Below are 11,953 nucleotides of genomic sequence, written 5' to 3'. Positions count from 1 at the left end.
GCGCCTCATGCGGGGTCGCCGGTCCCGCCGCCGGCGGCGTCCGGGGGCGCCGTGAGCTTGACCCCGACGCCGCGCACGGTCTGGAGGTAGCGGGGCGACTGCGCCGTCTCCCCGAGCTTGCGGCGCAGCCATGACAGGTGCACGTCGACGGACTTGTCGGCGCCGCCGTAGGGCACCTGCCACACCTCGGTCAGCAGCTCCTTCTTCGACACCACCTGGCCCGAGCGGGCGGCGAGGTAGTGCAGCAGGTCGAACTCCTTGGGGGTGAGGTCCAGCGCGGTGCCGTCGAGGGACGCCTCGCGGGTGGCGGAGTCGACGCGCAGGCCGCCGACGCCGACGGCGGTCTCCTCGCCGGCGTCGGCGGTGCCGAACCGGCGCAGGACCGCCCGGATGCGGGCGTCGAGCTGGGCCGCGCTGAACGGCTTGACGACGTAGTCGTCGCCGCCGGCGTCCAGGGCGCGCACGATCTCGCGCTCGTCGTCGCGGGCGGTGGCGACGATGACCGGCACGCGCGAGACGGCGCGCAGCATCCGCAGCATCTCCAGGCCGTCGAGGTCGGGCAGCCCGAGGTCGAGGACGACGAGGTCGGGGCGGGCGTCGACGGCGTCGCGCAGGCCGGCCATCGCCGTGGGCGCCGATGTGACGGCGTGCCCGCGCTCGCCCAGGGCACGGCTCAGTGAGGAGCGGATGGTGGGGTCGTCTTCGATCAGCAGTAACTGGGCCACGCCTGCACCGTAACCAACGGGGCGGGGGAGCGGGGGCGGCGCAGCGCCGCGATAGTCCCGCGTTAACCTGCGGTTAGGAACACGCCTGCCACTGTGGGAGCCATGAAACGCCAGTCCGTGCTCGCGATCGCCGGGTGGTGTGTCGCGGCGGTGGTCGCGGTGGCGGTCGGGGTCACCGCCGTCACCCTGCTCGGCACCGGTATCACCTCAGACTCCGTCGAGCCGGTGAGCCAGGAGAGCGCGCAGCGCGAGCTCGACTCCGACCGCGCGGCGCAGCGCACGCCGCCGGTGTCGCCCGGCGCGTCGGCGCCTTCGTCCTCGCCCTCGCAGGAGCCCGCGCCGCCCGACGGCGCCCAGACCAACCCCGATGCGCGGAAGGGGCCCACCAAGGTCCTCCAGAGCGACGGCGGTTCGGTCGCGGCGTACTGCGCCGGCGACCGCGCGGTCCTGGCGTGGTGGACCCCCGCGCAGGGCTACTCGGTCGACGACGTCGAGCCGGGCCCCGACGACGACGTGTCGGTGGAGTTCGAGCACGGCGAGAACGACGTCGACATGCGGATCACCTGCGCCAAGGGCGCACCGGAGCTGCTGCCCGACCGGAAAGGGGACTGACCCTCCCGGTCGGGATCGTTGATGGGGGTGTGCTGAAACCCGCTGCGCACACGGCGAAGGGCGTCGAAGGTCGGCGGGTGGCGACCGGCCCGGAGGCATTCCCGTGCACCTGGCGTTCCGAACCGTCGGCCCGCCGTCACCGGACCAGCGGTGCGATCCGGTCGGCCCGGTTGGTCCAAATGGTCCCGGTGAAGCCGTCGGGAACGCGCTCCAGTGATTCACGGGTGTCGAACCCTTCGGAGAACCCGCCGGACCCCGCGACCAGCACCACCCGCGTGTCCACCGCCTCCATCCGCGCGACGAACGTCGAGGGCCACCCCCACAGCCACGGCGCGTAGCCCTCGGGGATGTGCAACTGCACGCCGGAGCAGGCTGCGGGGACGTGGCCGGTCCAGCCCACGGCCTCGTAGGCCAGCAGGCAGTCGAGCATGATCTCCTTGGACATCACCCGGAGTCCCGGCATCCGATCGCGCAACGCGGCCACCGGCGCGTCCCCGCCGTAGACGGTCACCTCGCCGAGGCGCCGGTCGGGCAACCGGGCCAGGCGGTCCGCCAGCGCCTCGCCTTCGGCGGGGTCGTCGCTCTTGACGTGGATGAGCAGGGGCTCTGTGGGGAACTCCGCCAACACCTCGCCCAGGGACGGCAGCGCGCCCTTGCCCTGGCCCCGGAATGGATGGGTCCTACCGCCATCGGGCGTGTACCCGTAGCCGATGTCGAGCTCCTTGAGCTCGGCCATGGTGTGATCCCTGGTGGTGCCGCTGCCATCGGTCCGGCAGCCGACCTCCCAGTCATGGAACACCGCGAAGTCGCCATCGGCGGTGATGTGGACATCGAGTTCGACGGCGTCGGCCCCCGCGTCGAAGGCGGCCCGCATCCCGGAGAGGGTGTTCTCCAGGTGGTCGTGCTCGGGAGGGTGGATGCGCTCGGCCGTGCAGGTGTCGTTCCCGACCCCTGATGCGTCGAAGGTCTGGCTCAGCCCGCGGTGCGCCAGCACCCGGGGCGCCTTGCCTGCCGTGGAGCCGAAGAGCGACGTGTTGTTCGCCCATACGCCACCGGCGACGAGCAGCAGGACGATGCCCGCTGCCGCCCACCTCCGCCGCCTCCGCGATGGCGGCGCACCGGGAGTCTCCCGTTCTGTCATGGCCTGGAGTCTGCCATCGGCCGGCCCCCACCCGGACCCGCGTGGTGCTGCGGCACCGGCCCGGACGCGTCCCTGGTCACCTGTTCACCGACGCCGGTGCGCGACGCGATTTCCGGCGCCACGACGCCCGCCCATCAACGATCTAGCCGTCGAGGACCGAGTCCATCCGGTCGATCTCGGTGCGCTGTTCGACGATGACGTCGTTGGCCATCGACCTGATCATGGTGTCCTTGCCGTTCTTGACGACGTCCTCCGCCATGGTGATGGCCCCCTCGTGGTGGGTCGTCATCAGGTCGACGAACAGGGTGTCGAACTCCTTGCCCTCGGCGTCCTTCAAGTCGGCCAGCTGCGCTTTCGACGCCATGCCCGGCATGGAGTCGTGGTCGATCGGGGGGCACGCGGCGTTGTCGGAGCCGCCGTGGTCGTGCCCGGGCTCCTCGGCCTTCGCCTTGCACTCGCCCTTGTCGAGCCACTGCTCCATGGCGTCGATCTCGGTGCCCTGCGCGACGGACATGCGGTCGGCGATCTTCTCGATGCCGCCGCGGTGCGCGCGGTCGGGCACCAGGTCGGTCATCACGACGGCCTGGCGGTGGTGGTGGATCATCTTCCGGACGTAGGCGGTGTCGGCGTCGTTGCGCTTCGCGCCGCCGGCGGTCGCCGTGCGTTCGTCCGTGACGGTGGCGTTGCCTTCGCCGGGCCCCTTGGGGGCCAGGACCGGGGCGGGCTCCTCGGCGCACCCCGCCGCCAGGACCAGGGCGGCCGCCGCCGCAACCATGTGCCAACGCCGCACTGTGAGGGCTCCCGTCCGCCGGATCGGACCCGGGGGGTGGGCCCGGGCGATGCACGCATCGTCGGGCACCGGAGGGGCCGGTGTCCAGAGGCCGGATGCGGACAGGCGCCGCGACCATGCGACCTCAGCGCATAAACCTACTCATTTGGTAGCTTATGCGATCTGTACAAATAGGGTCAACTGTCGGTATTTTTCTGCTGCCGTGAAGTGTCCGTCCTGACCATGAGGAGTCCGCATGGCGTCACCCCCCACCCCCTTACGGGCGCCACGCCCCTGGCGCAGGGCCACCGCCCTGGCCGCCGCGGCGGCACTGGCCCTGGGGGCGGCACTGATCCCCTCGGCGGCGTCGGCCGACGCCCCCGGAGCGGGCGAGATCGACTCCAGCGACAACGTGGAGCACCTCGCCAACATCCGCAAGCCGGCACCCGTCGACAACACCAACTCCGACCTCGCGTTCACCGGTGACTACGCCATCGGCGGCAACTACGACGGTTTCGTCATCTACGACATCTCCACGCCGGCCGAGCCCGAGATCGTCAGCACCGTGCTGTGCGAGGGCGGCCAGGGCGACGTGTCGGTCAGCGGCGACCTGCTGTACTTCTCGGTCGACTACCCGCGCAAGGGCGAGGACTGCGGCGCGCCCGAGGCCACCGCCGAGGACCCCGGCGCGTTCGAGGGCATGCGCATCTTCGACATCTCCGACAAGAAGAACCCGGAGTACGTGTCGGCGGTGCGCACCGACTGCGGCTCCCACACCAACACCCTGGTGCCGGGCGACAAGGACACCGACTACATCTACGTGTCGTCCTACGGCCCCTCCGAGAAGTTCCCCAATTGCAAGCCGCCCCACGACAAGATCTCGATCATCGAGGTCCCCAAGGACGACCCGGCCTCGGCCGACATCGTCAGTACCCCGGTGCTCTTCCCCGAGGGCGGCAACCACGACCAGCCCGGCCTGCTGCGGCCCACCGAGGGCTGCCACGACATCACGGTCTTCGCCGAGAAGGACATCGCCGCCGGCGCGTGCATGGGCGACGGTGTGCTGATGGACATCAGCGACCGCACCGAACCCAAGGTCATCGAGCAGATCCAGGACGAGAACTTCGCGTTCTGGCACTCGGCGACCTTCACCAACGACGCCAAGGCCGTCCTTTTCACCGACGAACTCGGCGGCGGCGGCGCGGCCACCTGCAACGAGGAGGTCGGCCCCGAGCGCGGCGCCGACGCCATCTACCGGCTCAAGGGCGACGTCGGAAAGGGCAAGGGCCCCGAGCTGAAGTTCGCGAGCTACTTCAAGCTGCCCCGCCACCAGACCGACACCGAGAACTGCGTCGCCCACAACGGCTCGCTGATCCCGGTCAAGGGCAAGGACTACTTCGTGCAGTCCTGGTACCAGGGCGGCGTGTCGATCATCGACTTCAACAACCCGTCCCGGCCGAAGGAGATCGGCTACTTCGACCGCGGCCCGCACCCTGAGGGCCTCGGCGGCGGAACGTGGTCGGCGTACTACTACAACGGCCACGTCTACTCCAACGAGATGCGCATGGGCTTCGACGTCCTGAAGCTCAACGACCGCCGCCTCAAGAAGGCCGAGGACGTCGAATACGACGAACTCAACCCGCAGAACCAGCCCACCTACTGACCCCGACCGGTACAGCAGCAGCGGCCCACCACCCCACCGGGTCGGTGGGCCGCCCGCTGTTCCCCTGCCCAGTGGGTCGGGGAACCGCGGTGCGCCGGGCGAGGTCGGCATGTCAGCGGCGGTGAGTCATCATGGACATATCCATGGATTGATGCGCGGGAGTGACCTGAACCGTGACCGAGAACGCCTCACACGGAAACGTCAGCGGCCATCTCGTGCAGGCAGGAAGCATCCGTGGCGGAGTGCACATCTACGCTGCGTCCGCGGGCGATCCCCTTGGCTCCGGGCCGGGCAGGCTTGATGACGTCAGCCTCGACCCGCCTAATTTGGAAGGTCCGCTTCGCGACCGCCGCGAAATCATGGCCGAGCTGACTGCACTGCTCTCGGAACCCGATGGTGTACCGCGGGTGCTGCACGGTCTCGGCGGTTGTGGCAAGACCACGGTCGCGCAGGCACTCGCCGAGCAGGCGGAAAGCCAGGGTATTCCGGTGTTCTGGGTGCATCCGGAGCAGATGATGGCGTCGATGCTCTGGGTTGCCGTGGAACTCGGCGGCTCCATGACCGATGCGATCCACTATTCGGGCTTGCCCCAGCGCGCCTGCCGTTGGGCCTGGCAGTGGCTGCATGCGAGTCCTGAGCCGTGGCTGCTGGTATTCGACAGTCTTGATCACGTCGCCGATATCGCTGATGGTGGTGTGCCCGGAGGAAGCAGGGGCTGGATTCGCGGGAGCATGGCGGGGACGACGCTGGTGACCTCCAGGGTCGGTCGGCACGATGTGTGGCGCCCCGCCCGCATGCACGCAGTGGATCCGTTGCCTGTCACTGATTCAGTGCTCGTCCTGCGGGACCATGCGGCAGTCGCCGCTCAGGATGCGGAAACCCCGATTCCCAGGGCCGCCTGGGATCTTGCGGAACTCCTGGGCGGCGTCGGGCTGGCACTCCGCCTCGTCGGCAGGCTGATACGAGAGCATCCGCTGGCGATTGACGGATACGAAGGGGCACTGGCCCACCTTCAGGTATCGATACATGCGGATACTCCCTCAGGTGCGGAGAGTTCGACAGCGGACGAGCAGCAATCGCTACTGACACGAGTTTGGGATTTTTCGGTGACATCGTTCATTCCGGAGCATTCGCATGCACGCCCCCTGCTCTCGATCCTGGCGCTCCTCGGCCATCGAGGAGCCAGGGTCCCCGTCCGACGGCTCGCGGCCGAGCGGCTTGCCGGATCCATCGTGGATATCGGTACGGAAGCGCTGACAGCCGCCGACGTCGATCGAGCGTTGATGGAACTCGCCTCGCGCAGCCTGATCGATATGAGTTCGGTCAACGGCGAACCGACCGTCGGGATGCATCCCGTAGTCGCAGAGACGACGCGTCGGCAATTCGGCGACCAGGCCATCGCTGTCGTGGCGGCCGCCTTCGAACTCGTCCACATGGACGAGGGCCGCGATCTGGTGATGGAGGAGAGCGCCTACGGCGCAGGTCTCGAAGTGCAGTCCATCGTGTTGGGGGACGACCACCCCGACACACTGCGAACCCGGCACCGTCTGGCGTTTGCGCTGGTTCGCCGCGGGGAGTTGGAGCGTGCACATCCGGAGTACGTCGCGATCCTCGAAGCCCGCCGCCGTGTCCTGGGAGAGGAGGACGGCGACACGGTCACCGCCCATCGCGGGCTCGCATGGCTGTTGGCAGAGATGGGCGACCACGATTCGGCAGAAGCCGAGTACCGACTGGCGCTTCGACTGCACGCGAAGAGGAACGAGCAGCAACACGCGGGGGCAATGCGTGCCCGCCAGGGACTGGCGTGGATATCGGCACAACGCGGCGAACTCGATCGGGCCAGAGCCGAATTCGGCGAAGTGTACGAGATGCGGATGCGCATGCTTGGCTCGGAGCACAGGGATACCCTTTCGACCCTCCTCGCCCTCGCCTGGATTGCGCAACGGCAGGGAGACCTCCCGGAAGCGGCGGCGCTTTATGAACGCATCCTGCACTCGCGCGAGCATTCGCTGGGCTCCACGCACCCGGATACCCTTCGTGCCCGCCATGCGACCGCGTGGATCGCAGGTCGCCTCGGGGCTCGCGCGGAAGCCGAGGCACGGCTCCGCAGCGTGCTCGGAGATCAGGAGCGGCTTCTCGGAGACAGCCACCCCGATACCGTCCTGACACGGCGAAACCTGGCCGAACTCGGCGGTGTTGGCTCCCCGGACTGAGCCTCGTGTGTTCCGCCAGCGCTCATGGCACGAGGGGTGGGTGCGTGGGGCGGGTGGTGGGGGCGGATTAGACTTGGGGCAGCCGTACCCACCCTGACCTTCGGAAGACTGTGACCTCCATACCCGATTACCGTGCTGTTGAGGCCGCCATCCTGGCCCGGGCCGTCGAGACCGATATCGATCCGACGTTGGATCGGGTGCGGGCGGCGCTGGATCTGCTGGGGGATCCGCAGCGCAACTTCCGGGTCGTGCATTTGACCGGGACGAACGGTAAGACCTCCACCGCGCGGATGGTCGACGGCCTGCTGCGGGAGCGGCGGTTGCGGGTGGGGCGCTACACCAGCCCGCATCTGCGGACCATGCGCGAGCGCATCGTCATCGACGGCGAGCCCATCAGCGAAGAGGCGTTCGTCGCGACCTATGCGGACGTCATCCCGTACGTGCAGATGGTCGATTCCGGCAACGACGTCGCCATGTCGTTCTTCGAGGTGCTCACCGTCATGGCGTACGCGGCGTTCGCCGACGCCCCCGTCGACGTCGCGGTGATCGAGGTCGGCATAGGCGGGTCCTGGGACGCCACCAACGTCGCCGACGCCGACGTCGCCGTGGTCACGCCCATCGGCATCGACCACACCGAGTTCCTGCCCGACACCGTCGAGGGCATCGCCGGGGAGAAGGCCGGGATCATCAAGCCGGGGTCGGTGGCCGTGCTCGCCCAGCAGCCGCTGGCTGCGGCCGAGGTGCTGATGGAGCACTGCGCCGAGATCGGCGCGACCGTCGCGCGTGAGGGCCTCGAATTCGGGGTGGCCGAGCGCGACGTCGCCGTGGGCGGACAGCGGCTCTCGCTCAAGGGCCTGCGCGGCGGCTACGACGACGTCTTCCTGCCGCTGTTCGGCGCGCACCAGGCCGGCAACGCCGCGGTGGCGCTGGCCGCCGTCGAGGCGTTCGCGGCGCCCGCCGAGGGCGACGACGCCCTCGACGGCGAGCTGGTGCGGGCGGCGTTCGCCGCGGTCGAGTCGCCGGGCCGCATGCAGGTCCTGCGCAGCAGCCCAACGATCCTGGTCGACGCGGCGCACAACCCCGCCGGTATGGCGGCGGTGGTCGAAACCGTGCAGGAGGAGTTCTCCTTCACCCGGCTCGTCGGCGTGGTCGCGATCATGGGCGACAAGGACGTCGACGGCATGCTCGAAGCGCTCGAACCCGTCCTCAGCGAGATCGTGGCGACCCGCAACTCCGCGGCGCGCAGCCTCGGCGCCGGGGAACTCGCCGAGCGCGCCGCTTCGGTGTTCGGGGCCGATCGTGTGCACACCGCTTCCCGGCTCGACGACGCCATCGACGCGGCGCTCGCGCTGGCGGAGGAGGGCGGCGAGCCCACCGGGACGGGCGTGCTGATCACCGGATCCGTCGTCACCGCGGGCGACGCCGTGCACCTGCTGAAAGGGGAGTGACCGACCGTGCGCACCATCTGTGCTGTCGTGCTCGTGCTGGAGTCCGTCGCCATCGGCCTCGCCATCCCGGTCGCCATCATGCAGGGCGGTGTCGCGCCCGGCGTCGCGGGCCTGGTCTGGGGCGGGATGGCGGTCGCCGCGGTGCTGCTCGCCGGTTTGCAGCGCAAGCACGGCTGGGCGCACGCGGGCGGCTGGGTGCTCCAGGCCGCGTTCCTGGTGAGCAGCTTCGCCGTGCCGATGCTGTGGATCGTCGCCGCCATCTTCGCGGGACTGTGGGTCACGGGGTTCATGCTGGGCCGCAGTACCGACGCGATCGAACGGCAGCGCGCGGAGGCGGTCCCCGCAGCGGAGTGAGTGCCGCGGCGGTGTCCGTGGGACGCCGTGAGCGCTGCGGTGGCCCTCGCAGGGGAGTAGGGGGCGAGGCGGTGTCCGTGATGCCGTTCCGTGGCCAACGCGGCGGTGAGTGCCCAGGCGGTGTCCGTGGGACGCCGTGCCGTGGGTCCCGCGGCGGGTGTTCGGCGCGGCACCCGATGGGGGCGGCCGAACCGGTAGGGTTTCCTCGGCCGCCCGCCGTGCATGGCGCGGGGCGTTCCGGCACCCGCGCGCCGAGCCGCGCCGCGGGCCGGCCCGGCACCGCCCGGTGCGCGCCGACCAGAAGTACCCCATCCGGTACACCGCCGGATCTTGGGGCCCGTATGACCGAAACCCGCTCGAAGCCGAGGAGAGATCTGCCGTGGAGCGCACCCTTGTCCTGATCAAGCCCGATGGCGTGGCCCGCAACCTCGTCGGCGAGATCCTCACCCGGATCGAGCGCAAGGGCCTGCGGATCGTCGCCATGGAACTGCGCACCCTGGACGAGGGCACCGCCAAGACGCACTACGAGGAGCACGCCTCCCGTCCGTTCTTCCCCTCCCTGGTCGAGTTCATCACCAGCGGCCCGCTGATCGCCATGGTCCTGGAGGGCGAGCGCTCGGTCGAGGCGTTCCGCGCGCTGGCCGGCGCCACCGACCCCGTCGCGGCCGGTCCCGGCACGATCCGCGGCGACTTCGCCCTGGAGGTGCAGGCGAACCTGGTGCACGGTTCCGATTCCACGTATTCGGCCGAGCGCGAGATCAAGCTGTTCTTCCCCGACCTGGGCTGATCGCCCAGGTGGGGTCGGTGCCGGAGGGGTAGCCTCCGGCACTTTTTCGTCCTCGGCGACGACAACAATTCGGTGTGTTTGCGTAACCGTTCAACTCCGGACCGTTACGATTGCGAGTACTGGATCCACATCCAGGTGGGATCGCCGCCGTATTGACCGCTCCGTGTGCGATGCACCCGATTGGTGCCGCTGAGGACGATTCATGACCAATAACCTTTCCTTTCTCGGCCGCGACATGGCGGTCGACCTCGGTACCGCCAACACCCTCGTGTACGTGCGGGGCCGCGGGATCGTGCTCAACGAACCCTCGGTCGTCGCCCTGAACACCTCGACCGGCCGCATCGTCGCGGTCGGCATCGAGGCCAAGCAGATGATCGGCCGCACGCCCACCAACATCCACGCGGTGCGGCCGCTGAAGGACGGCGTCATCGCCGACTTCGAGATCACCGAGCGGATGCTCCGCTACTTCATCCAGAAGATCCACCGCCGCCGCCATTTCGCCAAGCCCCGCATCATCGTCGCGGTGCCCAGCGGGATCACCTCGGTCGAGCACCGCGCGGTCAAGGAGGCCGGGTACCAGGCCGGCGCCCGCCGGGTCTACATCATCGAAGAGCCCATGGCGGCCGCGATCGGCGCCGGGCTGCCGGTCCACGAGCCCACCGGGAACATGGTCGTCGACATCGGCGGCGGCACCACCGAGGTCGCCGTCATCTCCATGGGCGGGATCGTCACCTCGCAGTCGATCCGAGTGGGCGGCGACGAGCTCGACCAGGCGATCATGACCTACGTCAAGAAGGAGTACTCCCTGATGATCGGGGAGCGCACCGCCGAGGAGCTGAAGGTCGCCATCGGGTCGGCGTACCCCACCGGCTCCGAGGAGCTGCACGCCGAGGTGCGCGGCCGCGACCTCATCAGCGGGCTCCCGAAGACGGTGGTGATGTCGGCCGCCGACGTCCGCCACGCGATAGAGGAACCGGTCACCGCCGTCATCGACGCGGTCCGCACCTCGCTGGACAAATGCCCGCCGGAGCTCTCCGGCGACATCATGGACCGGGGGGTCGCCGTCACCGGCGGCGGCGCGCTGCTGCGCGGCCTGGACGAACGGCTCCGGCACGAGACGGGGATGCCCATCCACGTCGCCGAGAACGCCCTCGACTCCGTCGCGGTCGGCACCGGCACCTGCGTCGAGAACTACGAACGCCTCAACCAGGTGCTCGTCCCGGAAAGGCGGCGCTGATGGCGCCGCGGCGCGCGGGGAGCCCGCCCCGCCGCCTCGGCGGCGCGCCCAGGGGAGGTGCCGCCTGACATGCGCGACGCCTCCCGGTCGCGGGTCGTCCTCGGCGTCCTGCTCACCGCCTGCGTCGTGCTGCTCGTGCTCGACGCGCGCGGCGGCGGCGACCCCGTCACCAAGGGCGCCCGCACAGCGGGCGCCGCGGTGTTCGGGCCCGTGTCCGCAGCGGTGACCACCGTCACCGGCCCGGTATCCGACACCTACCGCGCCGCGCTCGCGGCGCCCGGAGCACGCGAGGAGATCGAGGACCTCAAGGCGCGCAACTCCGAACTCACCCGGCAGATCGGCGCCCAGGAGCGCGACGAAGGCCGCTCGGGCGAGCTGGAACGCCTGCTGAACCTGTCCGGCCTCGGCGGCTACGAGATCGTCGGCGCCAACGCCGTGACCCACCTGACCCCGCAGGGCTACGCCGACACGGTGACCCTCGATGTCGGCACCCGCGACGGCGTGCGCCGCGACCAGACCGTCGTCAACGGCGACGGACTCGTGGGCCGGGTCGTCCGCGCCGGGACCGACACCTCGACGGTGCTGCTGCTCACCGACGGGGCGTCCACCGTCGGCGCCCGGCTGGAGGGGTCCGAGGAGATCGGCACCATCAGCGGGGCGTCGCGCTCCATCGCCGAGACCGCCCCGCTGCGCTTCGAGCTGCTCGACGCCTCGGCGAAGGTCGGCAAGGGGGAGCGGATCGTCACCCTCGGGTCGCACGGCGGCGCGCCGTTCGTTCCGGGGGTGCCCGTCGGCACGGTCGAGAAGGTCGAGGACACGCCCGGCGCGCTCAGCCGCACCGCGCAGGTCGCCCCGGTCGTGGACGTCAGCGCGCTGGACATCGTCGGCGTGGTCGTCGCCGGTCCGAAGGAGGACCCGCGCGACGCCGTCCTGCCGCCCAAGCCCGGCGACCCGAAGGAGAAGGACGGGAAGGAGAAGGCCGGCAAGAAGCAGACCGCGGCGGA

The 11,953-nt window shown here is 70.0% G+C and carries 10 protein-coding genes and 1 pseudogene; 8 read left to right on the top strand and 3 right to left on the bottom strand.

Annotated features, from left to right (window positions below):
- Positions 1 to 5: 5 nt before the first annotated feature.
- The gene (locus CLV63_RS01355) at positions 6 to 725 is read right to left on the bottom strand and encodes a response regulator transcription factor (protein WP_106580980.1); all 720 of its coding nucleotides are present in this window, start codon (positions 723 to 725) and stop codon (positions 6 to 8) included.
- Between the two features lie 102 nt (positions 726 to 827).
- Here CLV63_RS01355 and CLV63_RS01350 point away from each other — a divergent pair, with 102 nt between their 5' ends.
- Positions 828 to 1,337, top strand: coding sequence for a hypothetical protein (locus CLV63_RS01350; protein WP_106580979.1), 510 nt, complete (start codon positions 828 to 830; stop codon positions 1,335 to 1,337).
- Between the two features lie 136 nt (positions 1,338 to 1,473).
- On the opposite strand, the gene CLV63_RS01345 is transcribed toward CLV63_RS01350, so the two are convergent.
- The gene (locus CLV63_RS01345) at positions 1,474 to 2,478 is read right to left on the bottom strand and encodes a glycerophosphodiester phosphodiesterase family protein (protein ID WP_106580978.1); all 1,005 of its coding nucleotides are present in this window, start codon (positions 2,476 to 2,478) and stop codon (positions 1,474 to 1,476) included.
- A gap of 142 nt (positions 2,479 to 2,620) precedes the next feature.
- Positions 2,621 to 3,253, bottom strand: coding sequence for a DUF305 domain-containing protein (locus tag CLV63_RS01340; RefSeq protein WP_245928510.1), 633 nt, complete (start codon positions 3,251 to 3,253; stop codon positions 2,621 to 2,623).
- A gap of 250 nt (positions 3,254 to 3,503) precedes the next feature.
- On the opposite strand from CLV63_RS01340, the gene CLV63_RS01335 reads away from it, so the two are divergent.
- From CLV63_RS01335 to mreC, 7 genes and pseudogenes are all read left to right on the top strand, one after another.
- Positions 3,504 to 4,910, top strand: a complete 1,407-nt coding sequence (locus tag CLV63_RS01335; protein WP_106580976.1) for an LVIVD repeat-containing protein — start codon at positions 3,504 to 3,506, stop codon at positions 4,908 to 4,910.
- 173 nt (positions 4,911 to 5,083) lie between these two features.
- Entirely contained in the window at positions 5,084 to 7,123 is a 2,040-nt protein-coding gene (locus tag CLV63_RS01330) for a tetratricopeptide repeat protein (RefSeq protein WP_146165498.1), read from the top strand.
- 110 nt (positions 7,124 to 7,233) lie between these two features.
- Positions 7,234 to 8,571, top strand: a complete 1,338-nt coding sequence (locus tag CLV63_RS01325; RefSeq protein ID WP_106580974.1) for a bifunctional folylpolyglutamate synthase/dihydrofolate synthase — start codon at positions 7,234 to 7,236, stop codon at positions 8,569 to 8,571.
- Between the two features lie 6 nt (positions 8,572 to 8,577).
- The gene (locus tag CLV63_RS01320; RefSeq protein ID WP_106580973.1) at positions 8,578 to 8,925 is read left to right on the top strand and encodes a DUF4233 domain-containing protein; all 348 of its coding nucleotides are present in this window, start codon (positions 8,578 to 8,580) and stop codon (positions 8,923 to 8,925) included.
- 379 nt (positions 8,926 to 9,304) lie between these two features.
- Positions 9,305 to 9,712: a nucleoside-diphosphate kinase gene (gene ndk / locus CLV63_RS01315; protein ID WP_106580972.1), complete on the top strand. Its 408-nt coding sequence runs from the start codon at positions 9,305 to 9,307 to the stop codon at positions 9,710 to 9,712.
- Positions 9,713 to 9,914: 202 nt separating this feature from the next.
- Positions 9,915 to 10,949, top strand: coding sequence for a rod shape-determining protein (mreB, locus tag CLV63_RS01310; RefSeq protein WP_106580971.1), 1,035 nt, complete (start codon positions 9,915 to 9,917; stop codon positions 10,947 to 10,949).
- A 69-nt stretch (positions 10,950 to 11,018) separates the two neighbouring features.
- A pseudogene (gene mreC / locus CLV63_RS01305) lies at positions 11,019 to 11,894 on the top strand (rod shape-determining protein MreC); the annotation flags it as partial.
- Between the last annotated feature and the right edge of the window lie 59 nt (positions 11,895 to 11,953).

It is taken from the genome of Murinocardiopsis flavida, from assembly GCF_003014485.1.
Taxonomy (GTDB): Bacteria; Actinomycetota; Actinomycetes; order Streptosporangiales; family Streptosporangiaceae; genus Murinocardiopsis; species Murinocardiopsis flavida.
The sequence above is the reverse complement of the archived record's forward strand: the minus strand, read 5'-3'. Positions and strand labels throughout refer to the sequence as shown.